The following is a 15,254-nucleotide window of genomic DNA, read 5'->3' on the forward strand; positions in this document are numbered from 1 at the left end:
GAAAGGAGGCGTCTGCGATGCCCATTGAAGCCCGCGACATCGAAGCCCTGATCCGGGAAGCCTTTCCGAATGCCAGGATCAGCGTCCAGGGCGATGACGGCGCGCATTTCGCGGCCGAGGTGATCGACGAAAGCTTCCGGGGAATGAACCGGGTTCAGCAGCAGCGCGCGGTCTATGCGGCGCTGAAGGGCAAGATGGACGGTGCCAACGGCGAGCTTCATGCGCTGGCGCTGACCACCAAGGCGCCTGACTGACATGGCCGCGGGTTCTGGTCTTGGCGGGCTTGTCCCGGTAGCGATGACACTGGTCGGCATCGTGACCATGTTCCGGGCCCGGTCTAAGCGGCGGGCGGGTCCACCCGCCCGCGACGAAGAATTCGAACGGCGGCGGGCCGAAGCTGCGGAAATGGAACGGCGCATGGCATCCTATCTGGCCCAGCGCGATGCAGGGCGGCACCATGCCGCCATCGAAGACGAACGGGAGAACGGGCGATGAGCGCGGAAGCGACGATCAGGGATCTGATCGAGAACAACGATGTGGTGCTGTTCATGAAAGGCACCAAGTTGATGCCACAGTGCGGATTTTCGTCGCGTGTGGCGGGTGTGCTGAACTACATGTCGGTGGAATATCGGGACGTGAACGTGCTGGCCGACCCCGAAATCCGTCAGGGGATCAAGGACTTCAGCGACTGGCCAACGATCCCGCAGCTTTATGTGAAGGGCGAATTCGTCGGCGGTTGCGACATCGTGACCGAGATGACCCTTTCGGGCGAACTTGACCAGCTTCTGGAATCGAAGGGCATCGCCTTCGACAAGGCTGCCGCGGACAAGATCCGCGAAGCCAACGCATGACTTCGTGGCAGGGCGGGCCAGCTTGTCCGCCCTGCAAACGCCTTTCAGGACAGGCAGGTCAGGATCGGCGTCTCGCCCTCGGGCGTCTTCCAGTAGAGCGTGGCTTCCTGTCCCTTGGTCCACTACACATAGGTCGAGCCGTCCGAGGGCCATCCGTAGCGTGCGCCCGAGGCGGCCTCTTCGCCCACAAGTGTGATCTGCCGGCCATCGACCATCAGCACCACAAGGCTGCCTTCCGGCATGTTGACATAGGTCGCCGGTACCTGCACCCCGCGGTCGCAGAAATAGGTGACTGCCTGGAACTCCGGTGCAGCGGCAACGGCGCTCGGCAGCAGCGCCGCGATCAGGGACAGCCGGATCATGCCCGCACCTGCTCTTCCACCTTTGCCGCCATCGCCTCGGCCCGCGCGGCGATTTCGGCCAGGGTCTCGGTCACCTGCGGCGGCACCACGGGCACGTCGCGGGTTGCAACGGGCCTAGCTTCAAGTTCGGCCACCCTTGCGCGCAACAAACGCAATTCATCCTCGACCGCGGCGGTCTTGTCGGCAAGCATCAGACCCGCCATCAGCAGCATCTTGGCCTCGGGCAACCGCCCCAGTTGGGCGATCAGCGGCTGAGCCTCGGCGTCCAGCATGGCCGCGGCCGACCGCAGGAAATGTTCTTCTCCGGCCTGGCAGGCGACCTGAAAGCCCTTGCCACCGATCATCACCTCAAGTTCGGGCATTTCCAGCCTCCATCAGATGCGGTTCAAGCGCGGCCAGGATCTCGTCCATTTCCGCCATTTCGCTGAGGCGCAGCGCACGCAGGGCATCCAGCTCTGCCGCCATGGCCTTGTTGATCAGCTGAGGTTCGGTCACGCCGGCCGCCTGGGCTGCGGTCAGGGCCGCAAGCTGCTCGCGCAGATTGGCGGCTGTGCGGCGAAGACGCTGCAACTCCAGTCCCTGCACGTCCAGCTGCTGGGTCAACCGGTCGATCCTGGCCTGCAGGTCGGACTTCGACTCACGTTCTCTCAGGTTGCGCAGACGTTCCTGCAACTGGGCGTTCAGCGCCTTCTCCTCCTCCAGCTGGGCACGCAGGGCGGCATCGCCACCGGCGGCTGCGGCAGGGGCTGGTGCGGGTGCCGGCGCGCGCGGGGCGGCGCGGATCCGGTCAAGCCCCTTGCCGATCCGTTCCAGCGCAGCGGTGATCCGCTGTTCCAGTTCCGCGATGTCCTGCATTCCCTACCCCTTGCAGCTTGCGCACGACCCGGCTCCGGGCCGCTGACCGCCAATGTCCGAATCGGGCGCGGCGGGTCAAGACCGATCTTAACGTGAAAGCCGGGAAAGGCGACCGGCCTTTCTTCCCAAGGCCTTGGGGTCCAAGCTTGATCTTGCCGGTCGTGCTGGATAGGACGCAGGTCAAGCCCAGCCCTTGCCGAAGGAACGCCGCCTTGGACATTCAGACCCTGCGCCAGACCCATCCCGACCACTGGATGCGCGCCACCGCGATCCGCGCGCTTGCGCTTGACGCCGTGGCCGCCGCGAACTCGGGCCACTCAGGCATGCCGATGGGCATGGCCGATGTGGCCACCGTGCTGTTCGAGAAGCACCTTAAGTTCGACCCGAAGGCCCCGCGCTGGCCGGACCGCGACCGCTTCATCCTGTCGGCCGGGCACGGCTCGATGCTGCTTTACGCGCTCCTGTACCTGACCGGCTACGAGGACATGACGCTGGATCAGATCAAGGCCTTCCGCCAGTGGGGCGCGATCACGGCGGGACACCCGGAATACGGCCATGCTGCGGGGGTAGAGACAACAACCGGCCCACTGGGTCAGGGCATCTCGAACGCCGTGGGCTTTGCGATTGCCGAGGAAAACCTGCGCGCCCGCTGGGGTGCGAAGATCCAGGACCATTACACCTGGGTCATCGCCGGCGACGGCTGCCTGATGGAAGGCGTAAGCCAGGAGGCTATCGGCCTTGCGGGCAAGCAGCAACTGAGCCGCCTGATCGTTCTTTGGGACAACAACGGCATCACCATCGACGGCAAGGTGTCGATCGCCGACATCACCGACCAGAAGGCGCGGTTCACCGCCTCGGGCTGGGACGTGTTCGAGTGTGACGGTCATGATCCGGTGGACATCGACCGGGCGCTGACGGCGGCCAAGGCCAGCGCTCGCCCCGCGATGGTCGCCTGCAGGACGCATATTGCTCTTGGCCATGCGGCGCAGGACACCTCGAAGGGCCACGGCGCGCTGACCGACAAGGCGCAATTGCAGGCGGCCAAGGACGCATATGGCTGGCCGGGCGGACCTTTCGAGGTGCCGGCCGACATCAAGCAGTGGTGGGAAGGCCTGGGCGCGCGCGGCGCGAAGGCCCGCGCGGACTGGGAGGCGCGGCTGGCCGCGCTTTCGCCCGCGAAACAGGCCGAATTCGCCCGCATCTTCGCCGGCGATGCCCCGGCGAAACTGGGCGCGGCGATCCGGGCGGTGAAGAAGCAGGCGGTGGCCGATGCGCCGAAACTGGCCACCCGCGCGGCCTCGGAAAAGGTGCTGACGGCGGTGAATCCGGTCATGACCGAGACCATCGGCGGTTCAGCCGACCTGACGGGGTCGAACAACACCAAGACGCCGGACCTGGGCGTCTTTACCCCCGAGGACCGCAAGGGCCGCTACGTCTATTACGGTATCCGCGAACACGGCATGGCCGCCGCGATGAACGGCATGGCGCTGCATGGCGGCGTGCGCCCCTATGGCGGCACCTTCATGTGCTTTACCGACTATGCCCGGCCTTCGATGCGGCTTTCGGCGCTGATGGGGATTCCGGTCGTCTATGTCATGACGCATGATTCGATCGGTCTGGGCGAGGACGGGCCGACCCACCAGCCGGTCGAACATCTGGCGATCAGCCGGGCGACGCCCAACACGCTGGTGATCCGCCCCGCCGATCTGGTCGAGGTGGCCGAGGCTTGGGAGATCGCGCTGACCCAGAAGACCCGGCCCACGGTCCTGGCGCTGAGCCGCCAGAACCTGCCCGCGGTGCGCAAGACCCACACCAACGCCAACATGGTCTCGAAAGGCGCCTATGTGCTGGCCGAGGCCACAGGCAAACGCCAGGCGATCCTGATTGCCACCGGTTCGGAGGTGGAGATCGCCCTGAAGGCGCGTGCGGCGCTCGAGGCAGAAGGCATCGGCACCCGCGTCGTCTCGATGCCCTCGATGGAGCTTTTTGCCGAACAGGACGAGGCGTATCGCCGCAAGATCCTGCCGCCCGGCCCGGTCCGCGTGGCCGTCGAGGCGGGAGTCCGGCAGGGTTGGGACCGCTGGCTTCTGGGCGAACGCGGACGCGAGGCGAAGGCCGGTTTCGTCGGCATGTCCACCTTTGGCGCCTCGGCCCCGATGGAGCGGCTTTACGCCGAGTTCGGCATCACCGCCGAGGCAACGGTAGCGAAGGTCAAGACGCTGCTCTGATCCAGGAAGCCCAGGAATTTCTCGGTGAAAATTCCTGGGTTTGCCTTCTACGCCCCGGTGAGGTCGCACCGATCAGTCCGTGCCGGCCTTGCCCACGGTGATCGTGGCCCAGATCGGCCCGATCACCCGCGTTGCCACCGGAATCAGCTGCACACCAAGGACCAGACCGAACACCCCGTCCAGCGCGGCGGTGGTCAGCCAGCCCACCACGCCCGGCGCGGCGGGCACGGCATGGGCGGCGACCTCGGCGATGTGGTGAATGGTCTGATAGGGCCAAGGCCAGAAATGCGTGACCTCAAGCCCGTGGATCACGATATTACCCCCGACCCACAGCATCGCCGCAGTTCCCACCGCAGAAAGCAGCGCCATCAACTTCGGCATGCCAAGCACCAGCCCCCGGCCCAGCGCCCTGCCCGCCCCGGTCCGGCCCGTGGCAGCCAGGTGCAGGCCCACGTCATCCATCTTCACGATCAGCGCCACGGCGCCATAGACCGCGACCGTGATCAGCGTGCCCACCACCGCCAGCGTGGCGGCCTGAAGCCAGAGGTTTGGCGCCTCGATGGCAGCCAGTGCGATGGTCATGATCTCGGCCGACAGGATGAAATCGGTCTTGATTGCGCCGGCCACCTTTTCCTCTTCCAGATGCACCGGATCCTTCGTATCGAAGTCGGCCTCCACTGCCTCGTCGGCATGGGGGGCAAGCGCATGAACCAGTTTCTCGGCCCCCTCGAAGCACAGGTAGGCCCCGCCCAGCATCAGCAAGGGGATGATCGCCTGCGGCAGGAAGGCATCCAGTGCCAGAAGGCCCGGCAACAGGATCAGCAGCTTGTTGCGCAGACTACCAAGCGCAATTCGCCAGATGATCGGCAGTTCCCGGTCGGCCGAAAAGCCATGGACGTATTTTGGCGTGACCGCCGCATCGTCGATCACCACGCCCGCGGCCTTTGCCCCCGCCTTGGCCGCCGCACCGGCGATGTCGTCCACCGAGGCCGCCGCCACCTTGGCGATGGCGGCAACGTCGTCAAGAAGGGCAAGCAGTCCGCTCATTGGCATCGGCTCCGTCGGCTGAGGTCTCACGCGTAACCCGGAACTGGGGGATTCGGCAAAGCCCCGCCCCAGGTTAGCGCAAACAGGCGAAGATTGCGCTAACATTATGATTTTGTGTCGCTTTATGCCTTTGCAGGGCGGGCGGTAGCGGTTATGGCGCGGCAGAGACTGTGAACCGGAGGGGCGACATGACCATCACCATCGGCATCAACGGCTTCGGAAGGATCGGACGCTGCACGCTGGCCCATATCGCGGAATCCAACCGCAACGACGTGCAGGTGGTTGCGATCAACGCGACCGGCCCGGTGGAAACCAACGCGCATCTGCTCAAATACGACAGCGTGCACGGCCGCTTTCCCGGCGTGGTGAAGGTCACGGATGGCGGGCTTGACCTCGGTCGCGGGCCGATCCGGGTGATGTCCACCTACAATCCTGAGGAGCTGGACTGGGAAGGCGTGGACGTGGTGCTGGAATGCACCGGCAAGTTCAACGACCGTGACAAGGCCGCCGTGCATCTGGGTCGCGGGGCAAAGCGGGTTCTGGTCTCGGCCCCGGCCAAGCGGGCCGACATGACGGTGGTCTACGGCGTGAACCACCGCAGCCTGTTGCCGGAACATCTGGTCGTTTCGAACGGATCCTGCACGACGAACTGCCTTGCACCCCTGGCCAAGGTGCTGAACGACGCCATCGGCATCGAAAGCGGCATCATGACCACGATCCACAGCTATACTGGCGACCAGCCGACGCTCGACCGCCGCCACAAGGATCTGTATCGCGCCCGTGCCGCTGCCATGGCGATGATCCCGACCTCGACCGGTGCCGCAAAGGCGTTGGGCGAGGTTCTGCCGGAGCTGAAGGGCAAGCTGGACGGCAGCGCGATCCGCGTTCCCACCCCGAACGTCAGCGCCGTGGATCTGACCTTCATTGCACAGAAGTCGGTGACCGCAGAGGAGGTGAACCAGATCGTACGCGAGGCCTGCCAGGGCTACATGGGCATGGTCATGGCCTATGATCCCGAACCCAAGGTCTCGATCGACTTCAACCACACGCCGCAATCGTCGATCTTCGCGCCGGATCAAACCAAGGTCGTGGGCCGTTCCGTTCGCGTGCTGGCGTGGTATGACAACGAATGGGGCTTCTCCTGCCGGATGGCCGATGTGGCCGGCGTCATGGGGCGGCTTGCACAATAGGCGGGGCGCGGCAGGCCCCGCAGGAGGGGCGGGCTTGACCAACCGTATCGCGCTGTGGCTGGGGCTGGTCCTGCTGGCAGGCATCGGCGCCGACCTGGCCTTCAATGATGCAGCCGCGCTGGTCTTCCTGGCGCGCAAGTTCCTTGAGCTGATCGAATGGGTGGCTTTCTGGCGCTGACCGCGTCAAACTGAGGTTGCATTTCCATGCGATATCGCTTTGTTAGCGCTATCGGGCGGTCACGGGACCGCCGCAAGCGGATCTGAGCTTCGGAGGACGAGGACATGGCGGTCAGGGTTGGCATCAACGGGTTTGGACGCATCGGGCGCAACGTCTTGCGCGCCATCATCGAATCGGGGCGTACCGATATCGAGGTGGTGGCGATCAACGATCTTGGGCCGGTGGAAACCAACGCTCATCTTCTGCGCTACGACTCGGTCCACGGGAAGTTTCCCGCCCCGGTGATCACTGGCACAGACACGATCGACGTGGGCCGCGGCCCGATCCGGGTGACTGCCATGAAGAACCCCGCCGACCTGCCCTGGTCGGACGTGGACATCGTGATGGAATGCACGGGCATCTTCACCTCGAAGGAAAAATGCCAGCCGCATCTGGAAAACGGCGCAAAGCGGGTGCTGATATCGGCGCCTGGCGACGGGGCGGACAAGACCATCGTCTATGGCGTGAACCACGACACCCTGACCAGTGACGACATCGTGGTGTCGAACGCTTCCTGCACCACGAACTGCCTTGCCCCTGTCGCCCAGGTCCTGCACCAGGCAATCGGGATCGATAAGGGCATGATGACCACGATCCATAGCTACACTGGTGACCAGCCGACGCTGGACACGATGCACAAGGATCTTTACCGCGCCCGTGCTGCGGCGCTGTCCATGATTCCCACATCGACCGGCGCGGCCAAGGCGGTGGGTCTGGTTCTGCCCGAGTTGAAGGGCAAGCTGGACGGATTTGCGATGCGCGTCCCCACGCCGAACGTGTCTGTCGTGGACCTGAAGTTCATCGCCAAGCGTCCGACCACCGTGGAAGAGGTCAACGCCGCGATCAAGGAAGCGGCCGAGGGGCGGCTGAAGGGGATCCTCGGCTATACCAACGAAAAGCTCGTGTCGTCCGACTTCAACCACGACCCGCATTCATCGGTGTTCCACATGGATCAGACCAAGGTCATGGACGGCACCTTCGTGTCGATCCTGTCCTGGTATGATAACGAATGGGGCTTCTCGAACCGCATGGCCGATACGGCCGTGGCGATGGGCAGACTGCTCTGATCTCTTGCGATCCGGTATTTGGGGGCGCCTTCGGGCGCCCCTTCATTTTTGCGCAAGCCATGCGACTGACGCATAGCCGCATCGCAGCATTGGCCGTTGTTGGCGCTAACATCATCCCCACATACTGACCATGCGAGGAGGACAAGCAGACCCCCGCACGAAAGGATGAAGAGATGATTGCCGTGATCGACATGCTGAAGACCGCTGCCGCGAATTACGCGCGCTATCGGCAGACCCGCGACGAGATCGCGAACCTGCCGCTGAATGTGGCCCTGGACCTGGGGATTTACCCCGGCGACGCCGAGAGGATTGCCCGCGAGGCGGTCTACGGCAAAGCCGCATGACACCCTGACCAGTCCAGACGCGGGGCCTTCGGGCCCCTCTTGCGTTTCCGAAATCCGATCGCGCCTCAGCCGAATTTCCGTTGCAGCGCCGCTACGACAGGTTCCGGCACGAAACTCGAGACATTGCCGCCAAGCCGCGCAATTTCCTTCACCAGTTTCGAGGCAATCGCCTGCCGCCGGGCATCGGCCATCATGAAGACGGTCTCGATGCTGGAATCCAGCGCCCGGTTCATGCCGACCATCTGGAATTCATACTCGAAATCCGCAACAGCCCGCAGGCCACGGATGATGATGCCCGCACCCACATCACGCGCGCAGTCGATCAGCAGGTTCTCGAACGGATGCACCACGATCTCGCCGCCGGTTCGGGACGCGATCGCGCGGCATTCGGCATCGACCATCGCCACACGCTCTTCCAGGGTGAACAACGGCCCCTTGTCCCGGTTGATCGCCACACCGATCACCAGCCGGTCGACCAGTGCCATCGCGCGCTGGATGATGTCCACATGGCCCAGCGTGATCGGATCGAAGGTTCCCGGATAAAGCCCGATGCGCATGGCCAGCTGCCCCCTGCCCTGTCTCTGCCCGCGCACGCAACAATATTGCGCCAACCTGTGCAAGCGGAAAGCTGTCGCTTGCCTGCGGGCACACGCCACTGCGCCCCAACCCGGGATCCGGCCAGACAGATGAACGCGGGCGCTCAGAACCCCTTGATCATCCCTTCCAGCGCGTCCTTTTCGGCCGCAAGCTCCATCAGACGCGCCTTCACCACATCACCGATCGAGATCAGGCCGATCATCTCGTCGCCCTCGACCACCGGCATGTGACGAAAACGGCCGTCGGTCATCCGGCCCAGCACTTCGTCGGTGCTTTCGCCGCGGGTGCAGGAAACGATCTTCGCGGTCATAAGCGATTCCACCGGCTCCGACAGGCAGGCCGGACCGCGCCGCCCGATTTCGCGCACGATGTCGCGTTCCGACACAATGCCCTGTGCGCGCTTGCCGTCGGCCGATACGATGACCGCCCCGATGCGGCGGGCCGACAGAAGCTCGGCAGTTTTCAGAACGCTGGTGCCGGGCGGCACGGTGACCACGCCATCGTCACCCTTGGACTTGAGGATCTGCTGAACGAGCATGGGACGGCCCCTCCTCCTGACCGGACGACAAGGGTCGGACCGCAACGGGGATTCTGTCAAGCCTGCTGTTCGGCTTGCGCCAGTGCCGCTTCCAGCCGCGCCATCTCGGCCCGCGCCTCGCGGACCAGCTGGTCGGCAAAACGGTTCAGCCTGTCCAGCCGCGCGTCGCTTTCGTGACGGATCAGCCAGAAGGCCCGCGTCAGGCTGATCCGGTCGGTCAGGATGCGGGTCAGGCCAGGGGCGGCGGGCAACGCAAAGTCATGCACCACCCCGATCCCCGCCCCGTGCCGCAGCCAGTTCAGCTGAACCGAGACCGAATTCGATGTCAGACTGGCCGGACCGATCCCGATTTCGGCCAGATAGTCCAGTTCCTTGTCAAAGATCATGTCGGGGATGTAACCCACCACCCGGTGCCCGGTGAGATCCGCCGGCACACGGATCGGCGGATGCGTCGCCAGATAGTTGCGGCTGGCGGCCAGATGCAGCCGGTAATCGGTCAGCTTTTGCACAGTCAGCCGCCCGGCCTCGGGGCGCGAGACGGCGATTGCCATGTCGGCCTCGCGCTTCGACAGGTTGAACACGCGGGGCAGCGCGACGATCTGCACCTCCAGTCCGGGGTTCGCGTCGCAGATCCGCGCCAGGATCTGCGGCAGCAGATAGTTCGCGCAGCCATCCGGCGCCCCGATGCGAACCAGGCCGGTCAGCCCACCGGGGCCGGACAGGCTTTCCTGTGCCCCCAGTGCGGCGTGCTCGGCCGCTTCGGCGTGAGGGAAAAGCCGCGCACCCTCTTCGGTGAGAGCATAGCCTTGGGGAGATTTGGTGAACAGACGCGCGCGCGTCGCCTCCTCCAGACGGGCGATGCGGCGTCCGACCGTGGCCGGGTCGATCTTCAGCCGCTTGGCGGCCGCCGAAAGGCTTTCTGTCCGCGCCACCGCCAGAAAGACGCGCAGATCGTCCCAGTCCATTCATGCATTCCTGCAAGACCCTTTTGGCAGATTGCTTCTTTGTCTGGCGTTTCCGCAAGAGTAAAAGCGCCTCAGCTCATTCGGGAGGATACCATGCAAGAGATCGGTCACTGGATTAACGGCAAGCTTGTCCCCGGAACCTCCGGCCGCTTTGCCGAAGTGATGAACCCCGCCACAGGCGAAGTGCAGGCCCACGTCGCGCTGGCGACCACGGCGGAACTTGACCACGCGATCCGCGAGGCCGCGAAGGCCCAGGCGGCATGGGCCGCGACCAACCCGCAGCGTCGTGCGCGGGTGATGATGGCCTTTGGCCAGCTGATCAACCGCGACATGGACAAGCTGGCCGAAATGGTCGCACGCGAACATGGCAAGACCCTCCCCGATGCCAGGGGCGACGTGCAGCGGGGCCTCGAGGTCGTCGAGGTCTGCATGGGTGCGCCGGCAATGCTGAAGGGCGAATACATGGACTCGGCCGGCCCTGGCATCGACCTTTACGCCATGCGCCAGCCGCTGGGCGTCGTCGCAGGCATCACGCCCTTCAACTTCCCGGCCATGATCCCGCTGTGGAAGATGGCCCCGGCGCTTTCCTGCGGGAACGCGATGATCCTGAAACCCAGCGAACGCGTGCCCTCGACCTCGCTGTATCTTGCGCAGCTTCTGCAAGAGGCGGGGCTGCCGGATGGTGTGCTTCAGGTGGTCAACGGCGACAAGGAAGTGGTGGACGGCATTCTTGACCATCCGGTAATCCAGGGCGTGGGCTTCGTCGGATCGACCCCGATCGCGCAATACATCTATGGCCGCGCCGCGACAAACGGCAAGCGCGCGCAGTGCTTCGGCGGTGCGAAAAACCACATGATCATCATGCCCGATGCCGATCTGGACAAGGCGGCCGATGCGCTGGTTGGCGCGGGCTACGGCGCGGCGGGCGAACGCTGCATGGCGATCTCGGTTGCGGTGCCGGTGGGCGAAAAGACGGCCGATGCGCTGATCGAACGCCTGATCCCGCGGATCGAAAAGTTGAAGGTCGGCCCCTATACCGCTGGAAACGATGTTGATTTTGGGCCGCTGATCACCCGCCAGGCGCAAGAGCGCGTGAAAGGCCTGATCGACAGCGGCGTGGCACAGGGCGCCAAGCTGGTGGTCGATGGCCGCGGGCTGAAGATTCAGGGCTACGAGAACGGCTTCTTCGTGGGCGCCACGCTGTTTGACCATGTGACGCCCGACATGGACATCTACAAGCAGGAAATCTTCGGGCCGGTCCTGTCCACCGTCCGCGCAAGATCCTACGACGACGCGCTGAAGCTGGTGATGGACAACGACTACGGCAATGGCACCGCGATCTTCACCGCCGACGGCGACACCGCGCGCGACTTCGCCTCGCGTGTCAACGTCGGGATGGTCGGCATCAACTTCCCGATCCCGGTGCCGCTGTCCTACTTCAGCTTCGGCGGATGGAAGAAGTCGGCCTTCGGCGACCTGAACCAGTACGGGCCTGACGCCTTCCGCTTCTACACCAAGACCAAGACCGTGACCGCCCGCTGGTTCAGCGGCATCAAGGAAGGTGCAAGCCTGAACTTCAAGGCTCTGGACTAGGCAGATCGCAGTCTGAAACCGGCAGGGGGCGCAGGCAGTTCCGGCGCCCCCCTTTTGCTTTGAACTTCTGCCGGCAAGGATCTGCCGGTCGCCGTCCGTCATCGCAATGCGCCATCGACCTTGGTGCGGAAATACGGCAGACCGTCCCGGCAACGCAGAGATGCAAGACATGCCCAGACCTACCCTGATCCTGACCGCCGCCCTGACTGCAGGTTGCCTTCTGGGAACCCTTCCCGCCGCAGCAGAGCCCAGGCATTGCCCGCCGGGGCTGGCAAAGAAGGCAGTTCCCTGCGTTCCCCCCGGCCAAGCCAAGAAAAAGCACCGCAATTCCTGGCATTACGGAGAGCCGATCTATGGCGACTACGTCCTGATTCCGCGCGCCGACTGGGAACGCCTTGCCCTTCGGGACTATCGCGATGGCAGCACTTACCTGCGCATCGACAACCAGATCCTCAGGGTCGCGCGCGATACGCTGACGGTGATCGAAGCTGTCCGGATTCTGGACCGCGCCCTGAACTGACTTATTCCGCCGCGACACGACGCGGGCGCAGAAGATCCTTCAGATATCGGCCAGTATGGCTGGCAGCCACCTTCACGATGTCCTCGGGCGTGCCGGTGGCTACGATCTCGCCGCCACCGTCGCCACCCTCGGGCCCGATGTCGATCACCCAGTCGGCGGTCTTGACCACATCAAGGTTGTGCTCGATCACCACGACCGTATTGCCCTGGTCCACCAGGGAATGCAGCACTTCCAGAAGCTTGCGCACATCCTCGAAATGCAGGCCCGTGGTCGGCTCGTCGAGGATGTAGAGCGTCCGACCCGTTGCCCGGCGGCTGAGTTCCTTCGACAGCTTGACGCGCTGGGCCTCGCCCCCGGAAAGCGTCGTTGCCTGCTGGCCGACCTTGATGTAGCCAAGGCCCACCTCGCAGAGCGCGTCCATCTTCTCGCGGATGGCGGGGACCGCCTGGAAGAAGTCGCGGGCATCTTCGCACGTCATGTCAAGAACATCAGCGATACTCTTGTTCTTGAACTTTATTTCCAGCGTCTCGCGATTGTAGCGCTGGCCCTTGCAGGTCTCGCAGGTGACATAGACATCCGGCAGGAAGTTCATCTCGATCTTGAGAACACCGTCGCCCTGGCAGGCCTCGCAGCGCCCGCCCTTGACGTTGAAGCTGAACCGCCCCGGCCCGTAGCCGCGTGCCTTCGATTCCGGCAGGCCCGCGAACCAGTCGCGGATCGGGGTGAAGGCCCCCGTGTAAGTGGCGGGATTCGAACGCGGTGTCCGCCCGATCGGCCGCTGGTCGATGTCGATAACCTTGTCCAGATGTTCGAACCCGCGGATCGTCTCGCAGGGTGCGGGCGTCTCGTGCGCGCCGTTCAGGCGCATCGCGGCGGTCTTGAACAGGGTCTCGATGGTGAGCGAGGACTTGCCCCCGCCCGAGACGCCGGTGACGCAGATGAACTTGCCCAGCGGGAAATCGACGGTGACGTTCTTCAGGTTGTTCCCCGTGGCGCCCACCACGGTCAACACCTTGCCGTTCCCCTTGCGCCGGGTCTTCGGCACCGCAATCTCGCGCGCGCCGGAAAGATACTGGCCTGTCAGACTGGTCGGATCGGCGGCCACCTGTGCGGGCGTGCCGTGGCTGACCACGCGGCCGCCGTGCACCCCCGCCCCCGGCCCCATGTCGAAGACATAGTCGGCCTCGCGGATAGCGTCTTCGTCATGTTCGACGACCAGCACCGTATTGCCCGCATCGCGCAGGTTCTTCAGCGTGGTCAGAAGCCGGTCGTTGTCGCGCTGATGCAGGCCGATGGAGGGTTCGTCCAGAACATAAAGGACCCCCGTCAGGCCCGAGCCGATCTGGCTGGCCAGCCGGATCCGCTGCGATTCCCCACCCGACAGGGTGCCGGCGGCACGGCTCATCGTCAGGTAGTTCAGGCCGACATTCACAAGGAATCCAAGGCGTTCGCGGATTTCCTTCAGAATCGCCCGCGCGATCTCGTTCTGCTGTTTCGTCAGCGTCTCGGCCACGCCCTCGACCCAGGCGAAGGCCTCGGTGATCGACATTTCGACCACCTGGCCAATGTGCAGACCGGCGATCTTGACCGCCAGCGCCTCGGGCTTCAGCCTGTAGCCGCCGCAGGCGCCGCAGGCGCGGTTGGACTGGTAGCGCTCCATCTCCTCGCGCGACCAGGCGCTGTCGGTCTCGCGGTAGCGGCGTTCCATGTTGGGGATGATCCCCTCATAGACGCGCTTGACCTGATAGACCCGGCCGCCCTCGTCATAGCGGAACTCGATCTCCTCGCCCTTGGACCCGCGCAGGAACAATTCCTTGATGTTCTCCGGCAGGTCCTTCCATCTGGCCTTGAGGTTGAAGCCGTAGTGCTTGGCCAGGGCCTCCATCGTCTGGGTCAGATAGGGCGATTTCGACTTGGCCCAGGGCGCGATGGCGCCTTGCAGCAGCGTCAGGTTCTGGTCGGGGACGACAAGGCGTTCGTCGAAGAACAACTCTACCCCCAGCCCGTCGCAGACCGGACAGGCGCCGAAGGGGGCGTTGAAGCTGAACAGGCGCGGCTCGATCTCGGCGATGGTGAAGCCGCTGACGGGACAGGCGAATTTCTCGGAATAGGTGATGCGGGTGGGCGCCTCGCCCTCCTTGACGTCGGCCAGTTCGATGACCGCGATCCCGTCGGCGAGGTTCAGCGCGGTGCGGAAACTGTCGGCGAGCCGGGTCTCGATGCCTTCGCGCACCACGATCCGGTCCACCACCACGTCGATGTTGTGGCGGAACTTCTTGTCGAGCGTCGGCGGCTCCTCCAGCTCATAGAAGGCGCCATCGACCTTGACGCGCTGGAAGCCCTGCTTGCGCAGCTCGAGGAACTCCTTGCGGTATTCGCCCTTGCGGTCGCGCACGATGGGGGCCAGCAGATAGGCGCGCGTCCCCTCCTCCATCGCCATCACGGCATCGACCATGTCCTGCACCTGCATCGCGGTGATCGGCAGGCCGGTGGCCGGGCTGTAGGGCGTGCCGACCCGGGCGAACAGCAGGCGCAGGTAGTCGTAGATTTCCGTCACCGTGCCGACAGTCGAACGCGGGTTCTTCGAGGTCGTCTTCTGTTCGATGCTTATTGCCGGCGACAGGCCCGAAATATGGTCCACATCCGGCTTGCCCATCATGTCCAGGAACTGCCGGGCATAGGCCGACAACGATTCCACATAGCGCCGCTGGCCCTCCGCATAGATCGTGTCGAAGGCGAGGCTGGACTTGCCCGACCCCGACAGCCCGGTGATGACCACCAGCTTGTCACGCGGAATATCGACATCCACGCCCTTGAGGTTGTGCTCGCGCGCGCCGCGCACTTCGATGAACTTCTGTTCCGCCATGGCCGGCCCCATAG

General features: G+C 64.5%; 18 protein-coding genes. 10 read left to right on the top strand and 8 right to left on the bottom strand.

Annotated features, from left to right (window positions below; genetic code table 11):
* The first annotated feature begins 17 nt into the window (after positions 1–17).
* The 3 genes from EZM81_RS08835 to grxD are packed head-to-tail and all read left to right on the top strand — an operon-like array spanning position 18 to position 851.
* A complete protein-coding gene (locus EZM81_RS08835; protein WP_135448701.1) occupies positions 18–254 on the top strand; it encodes a BolA/IbaG family iron-sulfur metabolism protein in 237 nt (78 codons plus the stop codon).
* Position 255: 1 nt separating this feature from the next.
* Complete coding sequence (locus tag EZM81_RS08840; protein ID WP_136645457.1) at positions 256–495, top strand: hypothetical protein; 240 nt, start codon at positions 256–258, stop codon at positions 493–495.
* The gene (gene grxD, locus EZM81_RS08845) at positions 492–851 is read left to right on the top strand and encodes a Grx4 family monothiol glutaredoxin (protein WP_135448703.1); all 360 of its coding nucleotides are present in this window, start codon (positions 492–494) and stop codon (positions 849–851) included. Before EZM81_RS08840 ends, grxD begins: the two co-directional genes overlap by 4 nt.
* Positions 852–973: 122 nt before the next feature.
* On the opposite strand, the gene EZM81_RS08850 is transcribed toward grxD, so the two are convergent.
* Genes EZM81_RS08850 through EZM81_RS08860 form a run of 3 tightly spaced genes read right to left on the bottom strand, consistent with a single transcriptional unit; the run spans position 974 to position 2,068 of the window.
* Positions 974–1,213: an MliC family protein gene (locus EZM81_RS08850; RefSeq protein ID WP_136645458.1), complete on the bottom strand. Its 240-nt coding sequence runs from the start codon at positions 1,211–1,213 to the stop codon at positions 974–976.
* Positions 1,210–1,575: a cell division protein ZapA gene (locus EZM81_RS08855; RefSeq protein WP_136645459.1), complete on the bottom strand. Its 366-nt coding sequence runs from the start codon at positions 1,573–1,575 to the stop codon at positions 1,210–1,212. Before EZM81_RS08855 ends, EZM81_RS08850 begins: the two co-directional genes overlap by 4 nt.
* Positions 1,562–2,068, bottom strand: a complete 507-nt coding sequence (locus EZM81_RS08860) for a hypothetical protein (protein WP_135448706.1) — start codon at positions 2,066–2,068, stop codon at positions 1,562–1,564. The genes EZM81_RS08855 and EZM81_RS08860 overlap by 14 nt, the downstream gene beginning before the upstream one ends.
* A 212-nt stretch (positions 2,069–2,280) precedes the next feature.
* On the opposite strand from EZM81_RS08860, the gene tkt reads away from it, so the two are divergent.
* Positions 2,281–4,296, top strand: a complete 2,016-nt coding sequence (tkt, locus tag EZM81_RS08865; RefSeq protein WP_136645460.1) for a transketolase — start codon at positions 2,281–2,283, stop codon at positions 4,294–4,296.
* A 72-nt stretch (positions 4,297–4,368) separates the two neighbouring features.
* On the opposite strand, the gene EZM81_RS08870 is transcribed toward tkt, so the two are convergent.
* The gene (locus EZM81_RS08870) at positions 4,369–5,343 is read right to left on the bottom strand and encodes a DUF808 domain-containing protein (RefSeq protein ID WP_136645461.1); all 975 of its coding nucleotides are present in this window, start codon (positions 5,341–5,343) and stop codon (positions 4,369–4,371) included.
* Between the two features lie 188 nt (positions 5,344–5,531).
* On the opposite strand from EZM81_RS08870, the gene gap (EZM81_RS08875) reads away from it, so the two are divergent.
* The 4 genes from gap (EZM81_RS08875) to EZM81_RS18280 all read left to right on the top strand — a co-directional run bounded on the left by gap (EZM81_RS08875) (position 5,532) and on the right by EZM81_RS18280 (position 8,161).
* Entirely contained in the window at positions 5,532–6,533 is a 1,002-nt protein-coding gene (gene gap / locus EZM81_RS08875; protein WP_135448709.1) for a type I glyceraldehyde-3-phosphate dehydrogenase, read from the top strand.
* 34 nt (positions 6,534–6,567) lie between these two features.
* Positions 6,568–6,711, top strand: coding sequence for a hypothetical protein (locus EZM81_RS18275; protein ID WP_169052340.1), 144 nt, complete (start codon positions 6,568–6,570; stop codon positions 6,709–6,711).
* Between the two features lie 104 nt (positions 6,712–6,815).
* Complete coding sequence (gene gap / locus EZM81_RS08880) at positions 6,816–7,817, top strand: type I glyceraldehyde-3-phosphate dehydrogenase (protein WP_136645462.1); 1,002 nt, start codon at positions 6,816–6,818, stop codon at positions 7,815–7,817.
* Positions 7,818–7,990: 173 nt separating this feature from the next.
* On the top strand, positions 7,991–8,161 hold the full coding sequence (locus tag EZM81_RS18280; RefSeq protein ID WP_167850924.1) for a hypothetical protein: 171 nt from the start codon (positions 7,991–7,993) through the stop codon (positions 8,159–8,161).
* Positions 8,162–8,226: 65 nt separating this feature from the next.
* Here the strand turns inward: EZM81_RS18280 and coaD are convergent, their stop codons facing one another.
* From coaD to EZM81_RS08895, 3 genes are all read right to left on the bottom strand, one after another.
* Positions 8,227–8,718: a pantetheine-phosphate adenylyltransferase gene (gene coaD, locus EZM81_RS08885; protein ID WP_135448711.1), complete on the bottom strand. Its 492-nt coding sequence runs from the start codon at positions 8,716–8,718 to the stop codon at positions 8,227–8,229.
* Between the two features lie 143 nt (positions 8,719–8,861).
* Positions 8,862–9,296 (bottom strand): CBS domain-containing protein, encoded by a 435-nt coding sequence (locus tag EZM81_RS08890; RefSeq protein WP_135448712.1) that lies wholly within the window; start codon positions 9,294–9,296, stop codon positions 8,862–8,864.
* A gap of 56 nt (positions 9,297–9,352) precedes the next feature.
* Entirely contained in the window at positions 9,353–10,261 is a 909-nt protein-coding gene (locus EZM81_RS08895; RefSeq protein ID WP_135448713.1) for a LysR family transcriptional regulator, read from the bottom strand.
* A gap of 93 nt (positions 10,262–10,354) precedes the next feature.
* Between EZM81_RS08895 and EZM81_RS08900 the strand changes: the two genes are divergently transcribed.
* Both EZM81_RS08900 and EZM81_RS08905 read left to right on the top strand, forming a co-directional pair.
* The gene (locus EZM81_RS08900) at positions 10,355–11,854 is read left to right on the top strand and encodes a CoA-acylating methylmalonate-semialdehyde dehydrogenase (RefSeq protein WP_136645463.1); all 1,500 of its coding nucleotides are present in this window, start codon (positions 10,355–10,357) and stop codon (positions 11,852–11,854) included.
* Positions 11,855–12,023: 169 nt separating this feature from the next.
* Positions 12,024–12,374: an excinuclease ABC subunit A gene (locus EZM81_RS08905; protein ID WP_136645464.1), complete on the top strand. Its 351-nt coding sequence runs from the start codon at positions 12,024–12,026 to the stop codon at positions 12,372–12,374.
* A 1-nt stretch (position 12,375) separates the two neighbouring features.
* Here EZM81_RS08905 and uvrA read toward each other — a convergent pair whose 3' ends face one another.
* A complete protein-coding gene (gene uvrA / locus EZM81_RS08910; protein WP_136645465.1) occupies positions 12,376–15,240 on the bottom strand; it encodes an excinuclease ABC subunit UvrA in 2,865 nt (954 codons plus the stop codon).
* Positions 15,241–15,254 lie beyond the last annotated feature (14 nt).

Origin of the sequence: Tabrizicola sp. YIM 78059 (genome assembly GCF_004959785.1) — a bacterium.
Lineage (GTDB): Bacteria > Pseudomonadota > Alphaproteobacteria > Rhodobacterales > Rhodobacteraceae > Tabrizicola > Tabrizicola caldifontis.